Source organism: Streptomyces canus (assembly GCF_001514145.1).
Classification (GTDB): Bacteria; Actinomycetota; Actinomycetes; order Streptomycetales; family Streptomycetaceae; genus Streptomyces; species Streptomyces canus.
Genome location: NZ_KQ948656.1, coordinates 433,009 through 453,689 on the forward strand (window position 1 = coordinate 433,009; position 20,681 = coordinate 453,689).

At 69.9% G+C, this 20,681-nt stretch carries 18 protein-coding genes and 1 pseudogene; 5 read left to right on the top strand and 14 right to left on the bottom strand.

The features are described from left to right. Window positions 1-39: 39 nt before the first annotated feature. Genes AQJ46_RS01870 through AQJ46_RS01895 form a run of 6 tightly spaced genes read right to left on the bottom strand, consistent with a single transcriptional unit; the run spans window position 40 to window position 7,940 of the window. Window positions 40-1,701, bottom strand: a complete 1,662-nt coding sequence (locus tag AQJ46_RS01870) for a (2,3-dihydroxybenzoyl)adenylate synthase (RefSeq protein WP_059203870.1) — start codon at window positions 1,699-1,701, stop codon at window positions 40-42. After that, window positions 1,691-3,748, bottom strand: coding sequence for an acetate--CoA ligase family protein (locus AQJ46_RS01875; RefSeq protein WP_059203871.1), 2,058 nt, complete (start codon window positions 3,746-3,748; stop codon window positions 1,691-1,693). Before AQJ46_RS01875 ends, AQJ46_RS01870 begins: the two co-directional genes overlap by 11 nt. Continuing rightward, window positions 3,745-5,298, bottom strand: a complete 1,554-nt coding sequence (locus tag AQJ46_RS01880; protein WP_059203872.1) for an FAD-dependent monooxygenase — start codon at window positions 5,296-5,298, stop codon at window positions 3,745-3,747. The genes AQJ46_RS01875 and AQJ46_RS01880 overlap by 4 nt, the downstream gene beginning before the upstream one ends. A gap of 16 nt (window positions 5,299-5,314) precedes the next feature. After that, window positions 5,315-6,040 (bottom strand): maleylpyruvate isomerase family mycothiol-dependent enzyme, encoded by a 726-nt coding sequence (locus tag AQJ46_RS01885; RefSeq protein ID WP_059203873.1) that lies wholly within the window; start codon window positions 6,038-6,040, stop codon window positions 5,315-5,317. Further along, on the bottom strand, window positions 6,037-6,867 hold the full coding sequence (locus tag AQJ46_RS01890) for a fumarylacetoacetate hydrolase family protein (RefSeq protein ID WP_059203874.1): 831 nt from the start codon (window positions 6,865-6,867) through the stop codon (window positions 6,037-6,039). The genes AQJ46_RS01885 and AQJ46_RS01890 overlap by 4 nt, the downstream gene beginning before the upstream one ends. Further along, window positions 6,864-7,940: a cupin domain-containing protein gene (locus tag AQJ46_RS01895; protein ID WP_057613632.1), complete on the bottom strand. Its 1,077-nt coding sequence runs from the start codon at window positions 7,938-7,940 to the stop codon at window positions 6,864-6,866. Before AQJ46_RS01895 ends, AQJ46_RS01890 begins: the two co-directional genes overlap by 4 nt. Before the next feature lie 120 nt (window positions 7,941-8,060). Here AQJ46_RS01895 and AQJ46_RS01900 point away from each other — a divergent pair, with 120 nt between their 5' ends. Then, the gene (locus AQJ46_RS01900) at window positions 8,061-8,837 is read left to right on the top strand and encodes an IclR family transcriptional regulator (protein WP_063803746.1); all 777 of its coding nucleotides are present in this window, start codon (window positions 8,061-8,063) and stop codon (window positions 8,835-8,837) included. A 94-nt stretch (window positions 8,838-8,931) separates the two neighbouring features. Here AQJ46_RS01900 and AQJ46_RS01905 read toward each other — a convergent pair whose 3' ends face one another. Continuing rightward, a complete protein-coding gene (locus tag AQJ46_RS01905; RefSeq protein ID WP_225887209.1) occupies window positions 8,932-10,122 on the bottom strand; it encodes an amidohydrolase family protein in 1,191 nt (396 codons plus the stop codon). A gap of 363 nt (window positions 10,123-10,485) precedes the next feature. Beyond that, window positions 10,486-10,959 carry a MarR family winged helix-turn-helix transcriptional regulator gene (locus AQJ46_RS01910; RefSeq protein WP_059203875.1) on the bottom strand — a complete coding sequence of 158 codons (474 nt, stop codon included), beginning with the start codon at window positions 10,957-10,959 and terminating at the stop codon, window positions 10,486-10,488. A gap of 97 nt (window positions 10,960-11,056) precedes the next feature. On the opposite strand from AQJ46_RS01910, the gene AQJ46_RS01915 reads away from it, so the two are divergent. The 3 genes from AQJ46_RS01915 to AQJ46_RS01925 all read left to right on the top strand — a co-directional run bounded on the left by AQJ46_RS01915 (window position 11,057) and on the right by AQJ46_RS01925 (window position 13,344). After that, window positions 11,057-12,109, top strand: coding sequence for an ABC transporter permease (locus AQJ46_RS01915; protein ID WP_059203876.1), 1,053 nt, complete (start codon window positions 11,057-11,059; stop codon window positions 12,107-12,109). A 93-nt stretch (window positions 12,110-12,202) separates the two neighbouring features. Continuing rightward, window positions 12,203-12,670, top strand: a complete 468-nt coding sequence (locus tag AQJ46_RS01920) for a MarR family winged helix-turn-helix transcriptional regulator (protein ID WP_059203877.1) — start codon at window positions 12,203-12,205, stop codon at window positions 12,668-12,670. A gap of 44 nt (window positions 12,671-12,714) precedes the next feature. Beyond that, complete coding sequence (locus AQJ46_RS01925) at window positions 12,715-13,344, top strand: TetR/AcrR family transcriptional regulator (RefSeq protein ID WP_059203878.1); 630 nt, start codon at window positions 12,715-12,717, stop codon at window positions 13,342-13,344. Between the two features lie 19 nt (window positions 13,345-13,363). Here the strand turns inward: AQJ46_RS01925 and AQJ46_RS01930 are convergent, their stop codons facing one another. From AQJ46_RS01930 to AQJ46_RS01955, 6 genes and pseudogenes are all read right to left on the bottom strand, one after another. Then, on the bottom strand, window positions 13,364-14,251 hold the full coding sequence (locus AQJ46_RS01930; protein ID WP_059203879.1) for an SDR family oxidoreductase: 888 nt from the start codon (window positions 14,249-14,251) through the stop codon (window positions 13,364-13,366). 64 nt (window positions 14,252-14,315) lie between these two features. After that, complete coding sequence (locus AQJ46_RS01935; protein WP_059203880.1) at window positions 14,316-15,419, bottom strand: alcohol dehydrogenase catalytic domain-containing protein; 1,104 nt, start codon at window positions 15,417-15,419, stop codon at window positions 14,316-14,318. Beyond that, window positions 15,419-16,408, bottom strand: a complete 990-nt coding sequence (locus AQJ46_RS01940) for a hypothetical protein (RefSeq protein ID WP_059204385.1) — start codon at window positions 16,406-16,408, stop codon at window positions 15,419-15,421. Before AQJ46_RS01940 ends, AQJ46_RS01935 begins: the two co-directional genes overlap by 1 nt. Before the next feature lie 38 nt (window positions 16,409-16,446). Beyond that, complete coding sequence (locus AQJ46_RS01945; protein WP_059203881.1) at window positions 16,447-17,190, bottom strand: class I SAM-dependent methyltransferase; 744 nt, start codon at window positions 17,188-17,190, stop codon at window positions 16,447-16,449. Between the two features lie 4 nt (window positions 17,191-17,194). Next, window positions 17,195-17,946, bottom strand: a pseudogene (locus tag AQJ46_RS01950) (fumarylacetoacetate hydrolase family protein). A gap of 92 nt (window positions 17,947-18,038) precedes the next feature. After that, window positions 18,039-18,683: a VOC family protein gene (locus AQJ46_RS01955; RefSeq protein WP_059203883.1), complete on the bottom strand. Its 645-nt coding sequence runs from the start codon at window positions 18,681-18,683 to the stop codon at window positions 18,039-18,041. A 294-nt stretch (window positions 18,684-18,977) separates the two neighbouring features. Between AQJ46_RS01955 and AQJ46_RS01960 the strand changes: the two genes are divergently transcribed. Continuing rightward, a complete protein-coding gene (locus tag AQJ46_RS01960; RefSeq protein WP_225887210.1) occupies window positions 18,978-20,678 on the top strand; it encodes an FAD-dependent monooxygenase in 1,701 nt (566 codons plus the stop codon). Window positions 20,679-20,681: the final 3 nt, after the last annotated feature.

The following is a 20,681-nucleotide window of genomic DNA, read 5'->3' on the forward strand; positions in this document are numbered from 1 at the left end:
TGCTCGAAGTACGGACGGTGATGGCGGCGGCGAGCGCCGTCACACCGCCTCGACGGAGTCTGCCTTGCCCCGTACGACGTCCCGCAGGCGCTTCTTGTCGATCTTGCCGACCTTCGTCAGCGGCAACTCGTCCACGACCAGCAGGTCTTCGGGGAGCTTGTATCGCGCCACCTGCATCGCGGTGAGGGCGGCACGGACCGATTCGAGGCTCAACTGAGCCCCCGGCTCGACGACCACGACCGCGCACACCCGCTCCCCCAGGTCGGGGTCGGCCTTCGCTACGGCCGCGACGCGGGCGACACCGGGCAGGCGGTAGATGAGGTTCTCGACCTCCTCGGCGGAGATCTTCTCGCCGCCCCGGTTGATGAGGTCCTTGTCTCGTCCTTCGACGACGAGATTGCCCGACGGGTGCAGCCGGACGACGTCACCGGTGCGGTACCAGCCGTCGAGGGTGAACGCGTGGGCGTTGTGCTCGGCGGCCCGGTAGTAGCCGCGTGAGGTGTACGGGCCGCGGGTGAGCAGGGCGCCCATCTCGCCGGGCGGGACCGGGTTGCCGGAGGCGTCGACGACGAGGATCTCGTCGTCCGGGCACATGGGGCGCCCCTGCGTCTCGATCTTGATATCGTCGGGGTCGTCGGGGCGCGTGTAGTTCAGCAGCCCTTCCGCCATGCCGAACACCTGCTGGAGCGTGCCGCCGAGCACGGGTTCGGCGCGGCGGGCGACCTCCGGCGCGAGGCGGGCGCCCCCCACCTGCAACAGCCGTAGTGCGGGCGGGGCGGGGTGGCGGCCGGAGGCCACCGCGTCGATCCAGCGCTGGACGACGGCCGGCACGGCGGCGGTGGCCGTCACGCCCTCGGCGGCCATCAGCGGTAGCACCTTGCCGGGTTCCGGAGTGCGGGCCAGGACGACCCGGCCGCCGTTCATGAGGGTGCCCAGGATGCCGGGGCAGGCCAGGGAGAAGTTGTGTCCGGCGGGCAGGGCCACCAGGTAGACGGCGTCGGAGTCGAGGCCGCAGACCTCGGCACTGCGTCGCGCGTTGTACTCGTAGTCGTCATGGGTGCGCGTGATGAGCTTCGGCAGTCCGGTCGTGCCGCCGGAGAGCAGGAAGACGGCGATGTCCCCGCTGTCCGGGGCGATCCGGTCGAGCCGGGCCCGTGCCGCGACCAGATCGTCGGCCGGTTCGGCCAGGGCGCACAGGTCCGTGGCGTCGGTGCCTGCCGTGCCGCCCGCGACGAGCAACAGCCGTACGCTCGGGGTGGCTTCGGCGACTTCCCGTCCCAGGGCCTGGTGGTCGAAGTCGCCGAGTCGGTCCGGTACGGCGATCGAGGTGACCTCGGCATGCGCGGCCAGGTAGCGCAGTTCGTGACCGCGGTGCGCGGGCATCGCCATCACGGGGGCGATTCCGGCCCGCAGACAGGCAAGGGTGAGTGTGACGAACTCCCAGCCGTTGGGCAGCTGGACGAGCATCGCGTCCCCGGGGCTGAGACCACTGTCCAGCAGGCGACATGCCAATCCGTCGGCTCTGTCGACGAGTTGACGGTATGTCAGGCGTGTGTCGCCGTCCACGACGGCCACCGCGTCGCCGTAGGTATCGGCCCATTCGTGGAGATACGAGCCGAGCGGCCGCCCACGCCAGTAACCCGCCTCGCGGTAGCGGTCGGCCGCCTCCTTGGGCCAGGGCACGAATCCCTCACGCGTCATCGGATCCTCCTTGATCCCGGGGGGCACGCAGCAGCAGTACGGCATCGAGCGCGACGACGTCGCCGTCGGGCAGGACGCGCAAAGGGTTGATCTCGCACTCGGCCACGGCCTCGTCGGCGGCGAGGGAGGCCAGGGCGAGCAGCACGTGGGTGAGTCGCGCGCGGTCGACCGGGGTGGCGCCGCGCGCGCCGAGGAACATCTGACGGGTGGCGAGCGCGTCGAGCATCGCGTGGGCCTCGTTCGCGGACAGGGGCGCGAGGCGCAGCGAGACGTCGCCGAGGATCTCGGCGGCTGTTCCGCCGGCGCCCAGCGCCAGCACAGGGCCGAAGACCGGGTCGCGGCGTACGCCGACGATGAGTTCGGGTCCCGCGGGGGCCATCTGTTCGACCAGCAGCGCGGGGCTTGCGGGCATACGGACGAGGGCTTCGTCGAGCTCGTCGTGCGTGCGGATGCCGACCTGGACCCCGCCTACTTCCGTCTTGTGCAGGATCTCCGCGTCGAGGATCTTCACGACGACCGGCCCGCCGAGCTCGTCGAGAGCCGCGTGCGCCGCGGCGGGGTCGGCGCAGACGCGGCGTACTGGTGTACGGATGCCCAGGTCCGCGAGGACGCCTTTGGCGGTGTGCTCGTCGACCGGGCCCGGCGGGGGCAGGGTGGGGGCATCGGTGGCGGCGACGACGGCCGCCCGTCGGGTGCGGGCAGCCGCGTCCTCGACGAGCGCGCGCACCATCGCCGATCCGGAGGCCGGGGTGGCCGCGCAGGGAATGCCGGCTGCGCCCAGTGCACGGCGGGTCCGCCGCGCCTGCTCCACGGGTCCGCCGACGACGGCGACGAGCGGGGTGGCCGTACGGGCGGCGGTCAGCGCGGCCGGGAGGTCCACCGCCGTGGGTTCCAGCAGCCCGTACACGGCGGTGACGTCGATGCCGGGGTCCTCCGAGACCCGTTCCACCACCTGCGTGAGCGCGGGCGATGGGCGGCCGGTGTCGACGGGGTTGTTCAGATAGGTGAGGGCCGGGAGCAGCTCGCGCAGCTCCTTCACCGTCCGTTCGACCAAAGGCGGAACCTGGATGCCGTGGGAGCGCAGGTCGTCCGTGAGCAGCAGTCCGGGTCCGGCCTGTGCGGTGACCAGGCCGATGCCCGGGCGTGGGTTGGCCGGGAGGCGTACGCGGCTGAGCGCGGTGACGGCGTCGACGAGGTCGCGTTCGTCGTCTACGAGGACGGCGCCGGCCTGGCGCAGGGCCGTCCTGGTCACGCGCCAGGAGGTAGCCAGGGCGCCGGTGTGGGAGCGGGCGAAGTCGCCGATGTCGCTGCGGCCCACGACCAGGGCCACCACGGGGACACGATCGGTCAGGCGGCGTACCGCCTCGGTGAGGCGCCGGCCCTCCGCGGCGGTCTCCACGTGCAGGGCGACGGCCCGTACGCCGCCGTCGTCGGCGAGGTGGTTCAGGACGTCGCCCTGGGTGACGTCCAGGCTGTTGCCGAGGCCGACCCCGAGGCGCAGGCCGACGCCGGCCTCGGCCAGGGCGAACGCCAGCGCGTGGTTCACGCCGCCGCTCGCGGCCACGACCGCCACCGGACCCGCTTCCAGGTCGGACACGCCGGGGACGAAACTGGCCGTGAGCCGTCGGTGGGGGGCGAGGAAGCCCGAGGTGTTCGGTCCGAGGACCCGGATACCGGTGTCCCGCACCACGTCGGTCAACGCCTGCTGGTGCAGCGCACCGTCACCCCCGGCTTCCGCGAACCCGCCGGCGCACACGAGTGCGGCGCGGGCACCGACGGCTGCCGCCTCGCGCAAGGCGTCGGCGGTCACGGCGGCCGGGATGCAGGAGACGACCAGGTCGGGTGTGATGCCGTGGGCCGCGGCGGCCTCGCCGACGGTGGGGAAGAAGCCCCGATCGGGGTCCGGGCGGCCGGAGTTGACCTTCATCACCGGCCCCGGGAAGGAAGCCAGGGAGTCGGCCATCGCCGCACCGAGCTTCCCGGGTGTGGCCGACGCGCCGAGCACGGCGATGGCTCGGGGTGCGAACAGCGCGTCCAGGGCGCTCACTTGCTGCCTCCGACGAGGTCGGCCCGGCCGGAGAGCACGAGCGTGGTCGCGGTGTCGTCGTCGTACGCGCCGGTGATCGCGGCGGGCAGGCTGTGCACGAGCCGGGCCTCCTCCGCGACCAGTACGCGGGTCAGTGCCGTACCGCCCCGTACGCCGACGAGCAGGACGCCCGCCTCTGCCGTCTCGCGCACCTGATCAAGGGCGAGCGGCAACCCCTCCTCGGTGTCCGGGGCATCGATCCACACGCCCGCCCCGAACGGCTGACCACTGAAGGGGACCATCGGGATGCCGGTGCCGTCGGTCCCGGTCAGGCGGTCGTCGCCGATCGTCACCCGGCGGGAGGGAAGGCGGTACGGTCCGACCCGGAAAGGTGTCTTCAGGGGCCCCGCCTCGTGACGTCGCCGCCACCATTCGTCGACGCGGTCCACGTACGCCGCGTCGCGCACGGCGAGTTTGCCGCGCGGGATGCTGCGGGTGAGGAAGTGGAAGGCGAACTGTGTCGGGTCGTCGAGGTCACGGACGTAGCGGCCGAAGTGCTCCCACCAGGACAGGCTGGGCCGCGCAGAGTTCTGGATCCTGTCGACCTTGGGGCGGCGGCGCTCCTCGTAGAGGTCGAGTGCGTCCGGCACGCTGTCCGGTGCCTCCCTCAGGGCCTCGGCCAGCGCGACCGCGTCCTCCATGGCCATCTTGGTGCCGGATCCGACGGAGAAGTGCGCGGTGTGCGCGGCGTCGCCCAGCAGCACCCACTTTCCCCGTCGCCACGAACTGGCCCTGCGGGTGGCGAAGTTGGCCCAGCGGGAGTTGTTGCCGACCAGCGTGTGCCCGTCGATCTGCTCACGGAACAGGTCTTCCAGGTATGCCTTGGTCTTCTCGTCGCTCGTGCCCGGCGGGGCCGACGGATCGAAGGCGTCGAGACCGGCCCCGGCCCAGGAGTCGGCGTCGGTCTCGACGATGAAGGTGCTCAGCGAGTCGCTGATCGGATAGGCGTGGGCGGCGAAGACACCGTGAGGGCCGTCCTGGTGGACGAAGGTGAGCCCGTCGAACAGGTAAGTGGTGCCGAACCAGATGAACTTGGCGCTCGCCACCTCGGCGGTCGGTCCGAAGTCGTCCGCGAACAGGGCGCGGAAGCGGCTGTTGGCGCCGTCGCACACCACGACCAGGTCGAAGTCGTCCAGTTCGGCGGGATCGCAGACCTCGTGCTGGAAGCGCATCTGAACGCCCTCGGCACGGGCCCGTTCCTGCAGCAGGTTCAGCAGCGTCTTGCGTACGACAGCCGCCATGCCCATGCCGCCGACGCGCTCCCGTGTCCCGTGCACGCGGACCTCGATGTCGTCCCAGTGCCGGCCGTGCTTCTCCAGTGCCTCGCTGAGGACGGGGTCGGCGGCGTCGATGGCGTCGAGTGTGGCGTCCGAGAAGACCACTCCGAAGCCGAACGTGTCGTCGGGTCGGTTGCGTTCGAAGACCACGACCTCGGCGTCGGGCCGGCTGCGCTTGAGCAGGGTGGCGAAGAAGAGTCCTCCGGGACCTGCGCCGATGCAGGCAACTTTCATGGCTTTTCCTTCGCGCTCACAGCCACGCGGGCAGTGTCGGCAGGGTTCCCCCGCCGGTCGGGTACAGGGGGCCGGGCACGGGCCGCCCGGTCGCATAGGCGGCCAGGCTGGGCAGGTCACCGCTCACCACGACCGGCTCGACGCCGGCCGAGTCGCCCAGAAGCCAGGTGTCGGCACCGTCCTCGGACCGCAGCCGGACGGAGGGACAGTCCGGGCGCCCCTGGAAGGACGCGGTCACGTCGTCGACGAGGGCCGCGCACATGTCGTGCGGCACGTCGTCGAAGCTGGTGTCGATGTCGAGGTCGACGGCGTGGACCCATACCTCGCGCGCCCTCATCCAGGGCACCTGGGAGGCGGGCACCTCACGCCCTCGCGCGGTGCGGACGGTGGCCGCCCAGCAGTCGCCGGGCAGCGCGGCGAGTTCCTTGGCGAGGCGGCTGTCGGCCGCGAGAAGCTCCGTACGCAGCTCTTCGGCCGGATGTCGGGCGCCCTCCTCGATCTCGCGCGCCCGCTGGTCGCCACTTGCGTACATGGGCGTCTCGACACCTGTACGCGCCCACGTCAGCAGATTGACGAGAGCGTCGGCATTGCGGGCGACGTGGGCGACGAGGTGGGCTCGGTTCCAGTCCGGTAGGTACGAGGGCTTGGTGAATCCCGGATCGGTCAGCCGGTGCACAGCGGCTTCGAAGGCCGCCGTGCCCTTGGCCGCCCACTCCAGCATCGCCGCAGGGCGTGCGCTCACCGCGTCTCCCGGCGGCAGGTGTTGCGGGTCTCGCCGACCCCGTCGATCCGGGTGACGAGGAGTGATCCGTCCTGCAGATAGCGGGCGGGCTTGCGGGCGTGGCCGACCCCGCCCGGAGTGCCGGTGGCGATCACGTCGCCGGGCACTAGGGTGATGATCTCGGACAGGTAGGCGACCAGTGCGACCGGGTCGAAGACGAGGTCACCGGTGTCGGCCTTCTGGACCGTGTCGCCGTCGACCTCGCATGACAGGCTCAGGCCCTGGGCGGCGACCGCGGAGTCGTCGGCGGTCACCAGCCACGGACCGATGGGGGTGGTGGCCTCGAAGGTCTTGCCCTGGTCCCACTGGGTGGTGCGGTACTGCCAGTCGCGGGCGGTGACGTCGTTGAGCACGGTGTACCCGGCGATCGCGGCCCGCGCCTGCTCCGCGTCGGCGTGCCGGGCCTCGGCACCGATGACGACGCCGAGTTCGGCTTCCCAGTCCATCTGCGTGGAGGAGACGGGCAGGGTCACGTCGTCGTACGCACCGACCAATGCTCGCGCGAACTTGGAGAACAGCGTGGGGTGCGAGGGGAGTTCGCGGCCCATCTCCAGAATGTGGGTGCGGTAGTTGAGACCGACGCACACGACCTTCTCCGGCGCGACGACGACAGGGGCGTAGTCCAGGGCGCCTTCGTACGTCTCACCGTCGGCGTCCGCGGCACGCGTTGCCCAGTCGCCGTGACGCAGGAAGGCCACCAGGTCGCTCTCGCCCAGGTCCACCGCCTTGTCGTCGTCGATGCGGACGGCGCGAGTGGTGCCGTTGACCCGGATGGTGGCGAGCTTCACTTGAGTTCTCCTCGAGAGGTACGGGCGAGGCCGAGGGCCTCGTAGACGGGCTCGTCGCTGAAACGGAACAGATCGACCTGGGTGCGGGCGGACAGCGAGACCTCGCACCAGGACGGGACGACGAACAGGTCGCCCTTGGCGATCTCGAAGACCTTGTCACCGACGTGGGCGACCGCCTCGCCCTCGAACACCTGCCAGATCGCGGAGCCGACCGTGCGTACCGGGGCGGTCTGCGTGCCGGCCCGCAGTCGGCGCATCTCGGTGCGCATCGTGACCAGGGCGTCCCTGCCGGTGGTGGGGTTGGAGAAGCGGACTCCGGCGTGCCCGGGCTCGAGCACGCCGGGCACGCCCTCCTGCTCCAGCTCCAGCTGGGCGGTCAGGGCGGCGTCGGTGTGCTCCCAGCGGTACGCGTTCAGCGGGGAGTTGGGCTGGTCGGGCCGGCCGATGGGGCGCAGTCCGGGGTGGCCCCACAGTCGCTCGCCGCGTGAGCGCTCCGGAGTTTCGCGGGTGGAGAGCTCGTCGGGGCCGAACTCGAAGAAACCGGCGTCCAGCTTGGAGACGAGCGGGATGTCGAGGCCGTCGAGCCAGGCCATCGGCTCGTCGGTGACGTTCTGGTGCTCGTGAAAGGCCCAGCTCGGTGTGAGCAGCAGATCTCCCCGCCGCATCGCCACCGCGTCCCCGTCGACGTTGGTCCACACGCCTTCGCCTTCGACGACGAATCGGAAGGCTCCCTGGCTGTGCCGGTGCGAGGGGGCGACCTCGCGCGGACCCAGGTACTGGATCGCGGTCCACAGGGTGGGAGTGGCGTAAGGGAGGCCGGGGAAGCCGGGGTTGGACAGGGCCATGGCACGGCGCTCGCCGCCACGCCCCACCGGCACGAGCTCTCCGGAGCGCTGTGCGATGGGCAGCAGCTCCGCCCACCGCCACAGGTGCGGAACCGCCGCGGGCTGCGGCGACATCGGCATGAGGCCGTCCACCTGGGTCCACAGCGGGATCAGGCCCGCGTCCTCGAAGTCCGCGTACAGCTCGTCGAGCAGCTTGCGCTCGGTCTGTTCGCTGGTGGTGTCGGTCACGGAAACCTCCACGTCGTGTGTTCGGGGACCGCCGGAAGAAGCGCGCGTCTTTCGGCGCTGTTTCCTGACGCTACGCCGATGTTTCCTCTGACCGGAATCCTTGAAGGGTAGGATTCCGCTATGGAGAATTCAGCGCCTCGTGCGGTCGGCCCCTCGTATCCGGTGAGTGCCGCAGGCAACGCCCTGCGCGTCGTCCGGCTGCTGCACGAGCTCGACGAGCTGCGGGTGATGGACGTCGCCGACCGGCTCGGCGTCGCGCGCTCGACCGCGCACCGGATCCTCGCGATGCTCGTCTTCGAGGGTTTCGCCGTGCAGGACCGCCACAAGGTGTACCGGCCGGGGCCGGCTCTGCAGGCGATCAGGGGAGGCCAGGCCGCCCCTCCCCCGGACCTGATCACCATCGCCCACCCGCACTTGCAACGACTGGCGGACGCGGTCCGGGAGACGACCCACCTGATGGTGCTGGAGGGCAACGGCAGCCGCTTCCTCGACGGAGTCGAGGGCTCGCAGGCGCTGCGCGTCAGTTACCGCACCGGCACACTCCTGCCCGCGCATGTGACCTCGGGCGGCAAGGCCTTGCTCGCGGCACTGCCGGCGGACCGGCTCCGGGCTCTCTACCCCAACGGACTTCCCGAGGACCGGGCCAGGACTCCCAAGGACTTCGAGAGCCTGATGAACGAGTTGGTGTCCGTGCGCCGCCACGGCTACGCCATCAATCTCCAGGAGAGCGAGCGCGGAGTGCACGCCGTCGGCGCGTGTGTGCGCGACCGCACGGACGCCGCCGTAGCTGCCGTGGTCGTGGCGGCTCCCTCCGTTCGCTGCACCCGCGCAAGGCTCGCTGAGCTGTCAGAGCCTCTGCTCGCGACAGCGCGGGACATCGGTCAGGGTCGTCTGTGAACGGCGGCGGCGCACGCCACCGTCAAGCCGCGTGGTGGCGTGCGCCGTGGTGTCTTCGAGGTACGACCTGCTTTGCGCACGTCGTCGAGGCTCCTCACAGCCCCAGAAGGCGGTCGGCGTTGCCGTGCGCGATGCGCGCGAGGTCGGCCGGCGCGTACGGTGCGGAGCGCAGGAACCCGACCGCCTCCGCGCTGGACTCGAACGGGTAGTCGATGGAGAACAGCACCCGGTCGACACCCACGGCGTGGACGGCGCCGAGCAGCGCGGCATGCGACATGACTCCGCTGGTGGTGACGTACACGTTGTTGCGCAGGTAGTACGAGGGCAGGTGCTGCACCCTCTGCGCAACGGGAACCTGGGGGTAGCGGCTGTCGAGCCGAGCCATCTGGAACGGCAGCAGCTCACCCATGTGCCCCAGCGTCAGCGAGGCGCCCGGGAACTCGTCGAACACGCCGCTGTAGATCACCCGGAGCGCATGGGCACCCGTCGTCGCGGTCCAGCCCCAGGTCGGCCCGACCAGCACGGAGTACCCGTCGAAGACATGCCAGTTGTCGGCCGGAATGACGGCCGGATGCAGATACAGCGTCACGCCGAGGCGCTCCAACTCGGCCCACACCGGCCTGAACTGCGGCTCGTCCAGGTAGTGCCCCCGCACATGGTCGTTGTACAGCACGCCCTTGAGCCCGAGTTCCTCCACCGCCCGGCGCAACTCCACGACCGCGGCCCTGGGGTCCTGCAGCGGAAGAACCGCGAAGCCCGCGAACCGTTTCGGATGACCGGCGACCGCCTTGGCCAGATAGTCGTTGACCCGCCGCGCGACGGCCACCGCCTCTGCCGGATCCTCGATCACCTCCAGGCCCGGTGTGGAGTACGAGAGGACCTGGACGTCGACGCCGTTGGCGTCCATGTCCGCCAGGCGCAGGTCGGTCAGATCGTCCAGGCGCCGGAACCACTCCTGCTTGATCGCCTCCGGCACGTCCATGCGCTGACGGATCGCTGCCTCCTGGCGGATGGCTCCGGGAATGGAGAACGCCTCTTCCACGGCCACGATGCGCATCTTCTTCTCCTTCTTGATGCTCCGATGGTCCTTCGATCCGCTAGCCGTCGTGGAGACAGGGTTGCCAGGCGCGGCCTCGGCTGCCAGCGCGGGCGACTTCGCGACCAGACCCCCGGCCAGGGCGGCACCTGCGGCAGCGGCGCTCGCGGCGATGAATCTTCGCCGGGTGGCCTCGGCGGCAGGCTGGGCGGGCGGAGTCACGGCTTGGAAGGGACGGTCGTCGGGCATGTCCACTCTCCATCGAGGGCGCGGTTGATGGCCGGGGTCCTGCCAATGACTGGTGCGCTCCGCGAGGGTGCGCGTCGTTGGCGAGTGGTCCGACGGGATGGGCGTCGGTGCCTTGCCGAGAGCCGGCTGACGCCACGCCTTCAGCGGGCCGCGGCTCGAACGGCATGCCGCTCTTGAACTTGAGCCAAGTTAGTTTCCGGGATACTTCCCAGTCAATACGCGTGAAGAAGCCGCGCCGATGCGTTGCTCTCTCATGACTCACAGCCAAGAGAGTGGCCGGACCGGCGCCTTCCCCCTTCCCGCGCGAGGTCCCCTCCCCTCGCGGCACCACCGGCCCTCACCCCGGAGGCGGGCACGGCGCGCTCAGCCCGTGCCGCGCAGGTCCTTCGTCGGCAGAGCATCGGGATTGAGCTCGGCAAGCATCCGGAGCAGCAGGGTATGTACGACTGCCCGCTCGCCGGGGGCGAGGACCGCGAGCGCTTCCTCGTCGAGACGTTCCACCACACCCCGCGCCCGCTCGGCGAGCTTCGTACCACTGTCGGTGATCGTCAGCTGTACGGTTCTGCGGCTCGAAGGGTGTTCGCGGCGAGCCAGAAGGCCGCGGTCGACCAGCGCGTTGACGGCGGCGCCCATGGACTGGGGAGTGAAGCCGGTCCGACGCGCGATCTCCGCCGCGGAAATTCCCGGGGTCCAGACGACGTGCTGCAGCGCGTTGTGCTGGGCGGCCGTGAGGTTGAGCGAGCGCAACACTCTCTCAAGACGCGTCCCCATCACGTGCACCACCTGCCACGCCAGGTAGCCCATGCGCGTCGAGGGATGTGCGGCAAGGCGCCCCATCAGCAACTCCCAAAGTAAGGTGCCTGATATTTCCATGGTACAAATAGAAGGTACCTTAGAAGCTACCTTATAAGCAGAGCTGGAGAGGGCCCCTCCCATGTCCACGCCACCGACCACTTCCGCCGAGCCGCACCAAGCGCACCACCACCACGCGATGGACACCGCTCCGACGCCGCAGGGCGCCACCGGGATGAAGGGAGTTCTGCTTCCCGTCGCGATCGTGCTGGCCATCGGCTCGATCTTCGTCAGCGTGTTCCTGGCCGCGTTTCACGCCCCGCGGCCTCACGACCTACCGGTCGCCGTGGTCGGGTCGACCCAACGGCTCGAACAGATCACCGGAGGGCTGGAACTCGGACTGCCCGGCGGATTCGAGGTGAAGCGCTACTCCGACGCGGACGCGGCCCGCCACGCGCTGCAGGACCGAAAGGTGTACGCCGCCTATGTCACCGGCCCCGGGAAGTCTGCCGAGCTGCTGTATGCCGGAGCCAACGGCCCTTCGGTGACCTCGACGGTCACCGGTGCCTTCTCCGGTGTCGCCAAGGCGAGCGGAGACCGGCTGACGGTGCAGGACGTCGTGCCGGCCTCGGCGGGCGACACCCGCGGCATGTCGGTGTTCTACGCCGGGTTCGGCGTCGTACTGGCCGGATTCCTGTTCGGCATGATGACGTACCAGATGGCTCCGCGGCTGGAGTACCGGTGGAGGTTGGTCAGCCTGGCCTCCTTCAGCATCCTCGCCGGCGTCCTCGTGGCGGCGATGGCCGGCAGCCTGGGCTTTTCGGCACTGCCGGGTCCCTTCCTGGGCATAGCGGGGCTCATCGCACTGATGGCCGCGGCGATCGGCGGCGCGACCATGATGTTCATGCGCCTCTTCGGCCGGGCCGGGATGTCACTGGCCGCCGTGGTCCTGCTGACCTTCGGCAACAGCACGAGCGGCGGCACGCTGCCCACCGCCTACCTGCCGGGCTGGCTGCATCCGCTCTCGGAGATCCTCCCGGTGGGAGTCGGCGTACGAGCCGTCCAAGGCCTGTCGCACTTCAACAACGACGGTCTCACCGCGGGCGTCGTCGTCCTGGTGGCGTGGATCCTCGTCGCCGCCGTGGTGCTCTTCGTGCTCGATGCCCGCGGACCCCGTCGCGCAGCCGTCGACTGACCCGTCAGCCTGCGCGCCACGCGGCGGAGTCACAGCTCCATTGACCGGTGACACGCTCGCAGGCAGCGCACCTCGCTCTCGTAGACTGCGCCCGTGACCGACGCCGCGTTTCCCACTACCGGATACCTAGCCTGGCAGTTCTCCCAGATCATCGCCGGACGACTGGAGCGGGCACTGCGCGCGGAGGACCTCACCTTGGCGCAGCACAACGCTCTGCAGCAGGTCCTCTGGACGCCGGGGGTGTCCGCCGCGGAGATCGCGCGCCGCTCCGGCATCACGGCTCAGTCCATGGGAGCCGCGGTGAGCCAGCTCGTCGAGCGAGGACTGCTGCGACGGGAGCCGCATCCGACCAGCCGTCGCAGCATGCGCCTGTTCGCGACCGCCGACGGCAGCGAGGCGGCCGCTCGTGCCACGACGATCGCGAAGCGGATCGAACGGGAGACGACCTCGCCGCTCTCCCCGGATGACAAAGACGCCATTCACCGTCTGCTCTACCGTTTGGTCGAGGAACTGAACCCCGACGCCCTCGCCATCGACAAGCGATCGCTGAACCAACCCTGACCGTCCAGCGGCCGCCGCTTCCGGAGGCGAGAGGACGGAAAGCCATGAGCCGTGCCGAGAGCCGTCCGCCGTCGTACGGTTCCACCCGCGGTCGTCCCCGCAGCAAAGCCGTGGAACAGGCCATCCTGGAAGCGGTCCTGATGCTTCTCGAGGACGGCGTCCCCCTGGCCGATCTCTCCGTCGAGAGCATCGCCCGCACCGCCGGCGTCGGCAAGGCGGCCATCTACCGCCGTTGGAGCGACAAGGAGGACCTCTTCGTCGACGTCATCCGCGCCGCCGAGCCGACCGAACGAGAACTCCCCGGTACGTCGATGCGGGACGACCTGGTCGTTCTGCTGGAGTCACTGCGCCGACGCAGCCTGGCCGGCCGCTCGTCGGCGGTCCTGCACACCGCACACGCCCAGATGAGAAGCAGCCCGAAGATATGGGCCGCCTATCACTCCGGCGTGATCGCTCCCCGGCGCGACCTCGGACTGGAGATCCTCCGGCGAGGCCAGCTGAACGGGGAACTCCGCAAGGGCATCGACCTGGAGCTGACCATCGACATGTTCGTCGGACCCCTGCTCATCCGCACGTTCGTACGCCACGACCCCGACCTCCCGGATGGACTGCCCGAACAGATCGTCGACACCGTCCTCCGCGGCCTACGACCTGTCAGCTCCCCAAGCAGCTGAACGCGTGGGCACGGGGCGCTCAGCGTCGCGCGGCGAACGCGGTGGCCGCTTCCTCGAAGGACGCGGGTGCACGGCCGAGCAGCATCCGCAGGACGTTGCTGTTGCCGCGCAGGCCGTGCCGGTCATAGTCCTGCCACATGGCGCGCATGTCCGAGGCCCGGGACGCGGAGTCGGCCACTCCCGGCGGGAGCGGTGCGTCCGCCCAGTCCACCGTCCTCGCCTCCAGATCCACTCCTTGTGCCCGCCCGGCGAAGCGCACCGCTTCCGCCAACGTCAGGGCGGGCCCCGCGAGTTCGTAGGTCGCCGAGTCGTGCCCTTGCTCGGAGAGCACCTTGACGCCGGCTTCCCCGAGGTCACGCAAGTCGATGAACGAGAACTCGTTGTCGACGTCGAACGGCACCTGTACGGGACCGGCCGGAGCCCTCCCCCACGTCGACAGGACGATCTGCGCGAACATCGAGGGCTGGAGGATCGTCCAGTTCAGCCGCGAGGCCCGCACGGCGGCCTCGGCGTTCGCCTTGCGCAGGTGGTGGCGCAGCCCAGGGGTGTGCGGGTGCAGGACCGACAGGTACACGAACCGGCGCGCGCCCACGTGCTCAGCCGCCTCGAGCGCCCTGATCGCGAGCACGTCTTCCTCCGGGTGGAACGCCGGCGGAATCATGAACACGAAGTCGGCGTTCTCCAGCGCCTGACGGACGGTGTCCCGCTTCTCCAGGTCGGCCTCGACGATGTCGTCCACGCCCAGGGCGGCCACTCGGTCCCGCCCTGCCGGACCGTGCACCACGGCCCGGACCCGAAATGGCGCTCGCAGCGCGGCCTCCAGCACGTACGTACCGCAGAGCCCGGCCGCCCCGATCACCGCGATCAGAGGGGGCTCCTGGCTGCGTACGGCTTCTGACTCGGACACTTTCCGGCTTCCTCTCGCTGTTCTGAGGTGACTCCGCGGAGCCGAGACACGCTCGTGCGTCGGATCAGGGGTTGATCACGGTCATCCACATGGGGGCGTCGACGCGTTGCTGTATCGCGTCCATGGCCCTGAGCGCTTCGGTGAGCGGGAACCGATGGGTGATGAGCTCGTCGGCGGTGAGGGTGCCCGCCGCGAGCAGACGCAGGACATCCGTCGCGTCCTGGCGGGTGTAGGCGCGCGTGGCGACGAAGCGCCAGCAATGCATCATCAGGGCGATGGGGGGCAGCGCGAGCGGGGTGGTGTTGCCGCCCATGTGCACGAGTGTGCCGCCGGTGCCCAGGCCGGCCATGGTCTGGCCGAGGGCGGGTCCCTCCGGGATGAAGTCGATGACGGCATGGGCTCCCTCGGGTGCCAGCTCGCGCAGCCGACGGGTGAGAGAACCGTCGGTCGACCAGTTCTCGGGAAGTTCGCCGAGTGCGACGACACTGGCCGGTATGCCGCCGGAGAGCCCGGCGACGCGGTGGAGACGGTCGGTGTCGCGGCCGACGAGGATCAGACGGGCGACTCCGAAGTGCTCCGCGAGTTTGACCGTCGCGGTTCCCATGGTGCCGGTCGCGGCGGTGACCACGAGGGTGGCCCGTTCCGGAAGGTCGGCGCACTTGAGTGCGCGCACGGCGTTGGCGAGGTCCTGGATCTTGGCCGCGACGTCGAAGCCGACGGAGTCCGGCAGGGAATCGATCAGCCAGTGCGGGACACGGACGTACTCCGCGAGTCCGCCGTCGTGGTACTGCTCGTACAAAGGCATCGGGGCATCGCCGAAGGCGGCGTGGCCGATCATGGCCTGCTGGGCGCACATCATGTCCCGGTCGGTACGGCAGTAGTCGCACTCCTGGCAGTTCAGCAGGGGGTGCACCCGCGCCCGGTCGCCGACCGCGTGGCCGGTGACGTCCCGGCCGACGGCGGAGATGACGCCTGCGGCCTCGTGGCCGAGTGTGGTGGGCAGGTGCTTGAGCGCCCCCATCCGCAGCAGACGCATGATGCCCGGCGCCAGGCCGGCGGCGGCGACCTTCACGACCACGTCGAGCGGACCCGGTTCGGGGACGGGCACCTCGTCCAGGACGAGTGCTTCGGCGCCCTGGTGCGCACGCAGGGCAAGCATCGTGGCCATCAGCGGACCTCCAAAGTGAGGCTCGGGAGCCGTTCGGGCGTGTACGCATCCGCCGTACGCGCGGTCTCGGCGACCTGGGGCAGTTCCTGGTGCGAGAGGAAGCTGACGTAGTCACCGGGCTCGGTCACGACGCTGGTGTGGGAGATGCCGAGCGGGATGCGCACGAAGTCGCCCGGCCCGAGGTCGACGATGCCCCGCTGGGTGATCAGCGTGCGGTGACCATGGGCCTGGTACTGGATCTCGTCGGCGTCGAGAGTGCGCCGGTAGCGGCGCTGTCCGCCAGGAATGGTGGTGACCATGCCGAGGCGGATGCGATCGGTGCTGTACAGCCAGGTGGCGTCCTGGCCGGCATCGGCCCGCAGCACCGCCATCCGCCGGTCCTCCTGGTGCACCTGCTCGAGCAGGAGCTGTTCGTCGACCCCGAAGACGGTGATGTCGTGGCCGGCCGCGGCCATGCACTGAGTGATCGCCTCGTTTGCCTCGCCGGGCCGCCAACCGGGGAACGGCGGGAACACAGCCCCGGACTCCCGCTGGGCCGGTGCCAGTTCGGTGACCGGTGCGGGGATGTAGAACAGCAGGTGGCTGTCCTCACGGCCGTAGTTGTCGTGGGCGACGCCGCGCGGGATACGGGAGAACTCGCCGGACTGGAACTCGATCACGCCGAGTTCGGACATCAGGGTCCGCTCGCCGCCGATCTGGTAGGAGATCTCGTCGACGTCGCAATTGCGGTGGTAGAACGGCTGCCGACCGTCGAGTTTCTGCCACTCGACGCGGATCTCGTCGTTCTCGTAGACGCCGCGCGGCGGGGCGAATGCCTCCGGCTCGTACTGCTGCGGGTAGTGCACCACGGTCAGCGGCGGGTGCTCCCCCCACAGCTTGACGGGCACCTTCGGGGGATGCGGCGGCGAGAGCAGCAGGTGCTCGTCGCGGACGATGCTCCGCAACGGATGGTCGGAGCCCAGAACCATGACCTCTTCTACGACACTCACGGGGACCTCCTTGTCCTTGGGTACGTGTCCTTGGGCGGTCACCTCTTTCGGCCCCAGTACATCTCGATGCCCTTCCATTCCATCAGCTGAGGGCTGTCGACCTTGTCCCCGAACGCCTCGCGGATCTGTTCTCCGGAGTAATAGGGAATGTCGTCCACGGGTACGTGCGCGAAGAGTTTGTCGAACCACTGCCGCAGGTGGACGTCGGAGTTGATACGGGAGGAGAACGTCGCTCCCTTCAAGACCGCTTCGGCCAGCACGATGCGCCGGCCGGACTTCATCACCCGCAGCAGGTCCGCAGCCGTCTCGTCCCAGTCGTCACAGTGCTGTGTCGCCTGCAACACGGCCACGCAGTCGTACGCCTCGTCGTCCACGCCGTCCGTGTACGACCAGCGCCAGCAGCCGATCTGACCGTTCCGGCCCGGGACCTTGCCCAGGACGGCGTTCCGTCCGTCCTTGATGATCTCCACGGTGTCGATGACGCCGTCCGGCCCCACGATGGCCTGCATGTCCTCGACCCATCCGGCGGGCGCGATGCCCTCGCCGATGAGCAGAACCCGGTCGCCGGCACGGAGTTCGAGCAGACCGTAGACGATCTCGGAGATCGGCCGCGCCAACTCCTGCCAGATGTACGGCAGGCCACCGGCGATGGCCATGGCCATTTCCCATTTCACCCGCTGGTTGACATCGTTGATCTCCGGACCGAAACGCTCCTCGTCCCACGGCTGAATGTATTTCCAGGGGTCTCCGCCGCCGAAGTCTTCCTTGGCTTGTGTATTCATGTCGTCATGTCCTCCGTAGCCACGCGCAGATGTTGACGAGGGCGCCGATGCCTTCGATCTCGATGCGCACCTCGGTGCCGGACCGCAGGAAGAGTCCCTGTTTGTGGCCGACGCCGGCCGGGGTTCCGGTGCTGATCACGTCGCCGGGTTCAAGGGTCGTCTGCCGGGACGGGTAGGAGACCAGCGCTGGAACAGGGTGGATGAGCTGGGAGGTGCGCGCGTCCTGGCGCGGCTCGCCGTCGACCAGGTGCGCTGGCGCAGGTCGTCGGGGTCGGTGAATTCGTCGAGCGTGACCAGGGCGGGCCCCATGGGGGTGAAGGTGTCGAAGCTCTTGGCGGCGGTGACATCGGCCGCCCGGCCGGGGATACGGCCCTTCTGCACGTCACGGGCGCTGACGTCGTTGACGATCGTGAAGCCGGCGACGAAGGCGTATGCCTCCGCCTCGGACACGTCGGTAGCGCGTCGGCCGATGACGACCGCGAGCTCGCCTTCGTAGTCGACCTCGTCGGGGGCTGCCTTCGGGAAGCGGATCCGCTCGCCCGTGCCGATGACCGAGGACGGCGCCTTCAGGAAGACGACCGGCTCCTGCGCCACACCGTTGTCATCCACCTCGGTGCGGTGGTCGGCGTACGCGTAGCCCACCGCCCAGATCTTCGAGGGCCGGGGGACGGGAGCGAGGAGCTGGACCTGCGTCGTAGGCATACGGTCGCGGACCGCGGCCTTGGCCAGGGCGCCGAGGCCTCCTCGCAGAGCCATACCGAGGTCGGTCGGGTCGACGTCGAGGAAGACGATGGTTTCGCCATCGTTTTCGAGCCCGCCGATGCCCTTGACGGTGCTGACGAGCCTGGTCACATGGCCACCGCCCGGTTGTCGAGACGTAGCAGCTCGCGCTCGGGGTCACCGGCACGACAGCGGGCGGCGAAGCGGTCGGGGTCCAGTTCCAGCCCCGAGGGATTCGCGGCGAAGACCGGCCCGGACATGAAGGCCACCTCCTCCTCGAACGTGGCGAAGTTGGGGCAGGAGAACTCGACGATGTTCCGGTCCGGGTCGCGGTAGTAGAAGCTGGTGGCCTGTCCGTGGTTGGCCGCACGGTGCGGGCGCACGCCGATCGAGGCCATGTGTTCGTGCTGGGAGATGAGGTCTCCCAGAGTGCTGACGCCGAACTGGAAGTGGTGCAGACCGGGTCCGGAGGACTCCGTCTCGCTCAGGTTTTCGACACCGAACAGGGCGAACACCTGGCTGTGCGGGGCGTCCGCGATGCGGAAGAAGCCCAGCCGGACGTCGACCGCCCGCTCGGGCATGCCGGCGGGGCGCGGCGGGGCCTCCGGGTCGGGGGTCCGCTCGTAGAACGGGCCGTGCCCGAGGACGTGGGTGTAGAAGACGGCCATGTCGTCGTAGCGCGCGGTCTTGAGCACGAGCTCGGAGAGCTGCAGCGCGACGGCTTGCGTCCCGGCGGCCCCTGTCCCGGCCTCGGTCTGGGGAGTCGTCGTCATCGTGAGGGCCTCCTTGCCCGTCGAACGGTGAGGTGCAGCAGCCTTGAGGCGCGGCGCTCGATGTGCCACTTGCCGCCAGTACGGCGGAATGGGCGGGTGGTGATGCCTCGCGGGAGTCGCCATGACAATCCCCGCCTCTTGAACCGGAGACGAGCGTAGCACCGCACATGACCTGTCAAAAGCCTTGTGTTTTGGCAGGTCTTCCATGCAACGGCATGCGCGTGCGATTCTGACCCCGGTTCAAGAGGTGGGGCCATGAGCGGTCCGACCCTTGCTCAGGAAGGCAGATCTTCTATGTCTGACCAGCACGAGAGAGTCGGATCTCGGCGCGTCCTGGTCGTGGGAGCAGGGCCTGTGGGCCTCGCACTCGCGACCGAGTTGGGGTGGCGAGGCGTACCGGTCACCGTGATCGATCAGGGTGACGGTCGCGTGCCCTTTCCAGCAGGTGAGGCGATCTTTTCCCGCACCATGGAACACCTGCGCCGCTGGGGTTGCGCGGAAGAGGCACGCACGGAGTCGGCACCCGCTCCCGACTACCCGCACCGCACGGTGTTCGCCACCTCCGCCACGGGGCGCGTCCTGACCGACTTCGACTACGGGGTCACCAACCGGTCCTCAGGTGTGTACACGCGGCTGACGCCGGAGGGTCCCGCGTTCCTGTCCAAGTTCTCCTTCGTGCCGTTGCTCGCCCGAACGGCCGGTGAACTGCCGGGAGTCGAGATCAGGTACGGCACCCGACTGGAGACGATGGAGCAGAACTCCGACGGTGTCCTGGCCGTGGTGCGCGACGTGGCGAGCGGTGCCACCGAGACGCTCGCCGGCACGTACCTGGTGGCCTGTGACGGCGGCCGCAGCGGCATACGTCGGGCTCTCGGCATCGAGTTCGAGGGCATGTTCGCCCAGGGGCACAACTTCGCTGTGCACTTCCGTGCACCGCGGCTACTGGATCTGCTGCGGGAGCGGCTGGGCGGGCCCGCGGTGCAGATCCACACCCTGTCGTCGGCGCGCAGGCCGTACATCACGGTCGTCAACGGCGTGGACGAGTGGCGGCTCTCGGTCTACCTGGACGAGGAGCCCGACCCCGACGACGCGGTCGCCTGGATACGCGAGGCCGCCGGTGCGCCGATCGACGTGGAGATCCTCGCAGCGCAGCCCTGGAGCGGACACTGCGTCGTGGCCCGCAGCTACCGTGACGGTCGGGTGTTCCTCGCGGGCGACGCGGCGCATCTGCTGTGGCCCAAGGGCGGCTTCGGCGCCAACACCGGGATCGGGGATGCCGTGGACCTCGGCTGGAAGCTCGCCGCGACGCTCCAAGGGTGGGGAGGCCCGGCACTCCTGGACAGCTACGAGCAGGAGCGGCGGCCGATCGCCGTCCGCAACGTCACGGAAGCCTCCAGCAACTGGAGGGCCGACGCGCGGCTCGTCCCCGATCCCGTGCTCGACCGCATGGACGCGGAAGGCGAACGGCTCCGTCGTGAGATGGGCGAGGAGATCCGCCGGTCCCGGGCCAAGGAGTTCCGCTGCACGGGCGTTCAGCTCGGCTACCGCTACAGCGGCTCCCCGATCTGCGTGCCGGACGGCAGTCCGGAGCCGCCCGACGAGCCGGACGAGTACGTGCCGTCGACGTGGCCCGGCTGCCGCGCACCGCACGTCTGGCTGCCCGACGGCAGCTCGGTGCTCGACCACTTCGGGCGCGGGTTCACGCTCGTGGTCTCGGGTTTCGCGGACCCGACGCCTCTGGTGCAGGCCGCCCGCCGGTGTCGTGTGCCGTTGACCGTGCTGCGCCTGGCCGACCCGGCCGCCGCGGAGCTGTACGAGCGACCACTGGTGCTCGTCCGCCCGGACGGTCACGTCGGCTGGCGGGGTCGGCAGGCTCCCGCGGATCCCGTCGCCGTGCTCGACATGTTGCGCGGGGCGACGCTCCCGTCTCCGGACGGAAATGCGGCCGGTGCGGAGCGGGCGGTATCAGCGGGAGTCGGGACTCACCTCGTCTGAGGT

Bases quoted from the DNA above. Each gene is read 5' to 3' on its own strand.
- AQJ46_RS01870 (WP_059203870.1), bottom strand. From the start codon at position 1,701: ATGACGCGTGAGGGATTCGTGCCCTGGCCCAAGGAGGCGGCCGACCGC.
- AQJ46_RS01880 (WP_059203872.1), bottom strand. From the start codon at position 5,298: ATGAAAGTTGCCTGCATCGGCGCAGGTCCCGGAGGACTCTTCTTCGCC.
- AQJ46_RS01900 (WP_063803746.1), top strand. From the start codon at position 8,061: ATGGAGAATTCAGCGCCTCGTGCGGTCGGCCCCTCGTATCCGGTGAGT.
- AQJ46_RS01905 (WP_225887209.1), bottom strand. From the start codon at position 10,122: ATGCCCGACGACCGTCCCTTCCAAGCCGTGACTCCGCCCGCCCAGCCT.
- AQJ46_RS01910 (WP_059203875.1), bottom strand. From the start codon at position 10,959: ATGGGGCGCCTTGCCGCACATCCCTCGACGCGCATGGGCTACCTGGCG.
- AQJ46_RS01915 (WP_059203876.1), top strand. From the start codon at position 11,057: ATGTCCACGCCACCGACCACTTCCGCCGAGCCGCACCAAGCGCACCAC.
- AQJ46_RS01925 (WP_059203878.1), top strand. From the start codon at position 12,715: ATGAGCCGTGCCGAGAGCCGTCCGCCGTCGTACGGTTCCACCCGCGGT.
- AQJ46_RS01935 (WP_059203880.1), bottom strand. From the start codon at position 15,419: ATGGCCACGATGCTTGCCCTGCGTGCGCACCAGGGCGCCGAAGCACTC.
- AQJ46_RS01945 (WP_059203881.1), bottom strand. From the start codon at position 17,190: ATGAATACACAAGCCAAGGAAGACTTCGGCGGCGGAGACCCCTGGAAA.
- AQJ46_RS01955 (WP_059203883.1), bottom strand. From the start codon at position 18,683: ATGACGACGACTCCCCAGACCGAGGCCGGGACAGGGGCCGCCGGGACG.
- AQJ46_RS01960 (WP_225887210.1), top strand. From the start codon at position 18,978: ATGTCTGACCAGCACGAGAGAGTCGGATCTCGGCGCGTCCTGGTCGTG.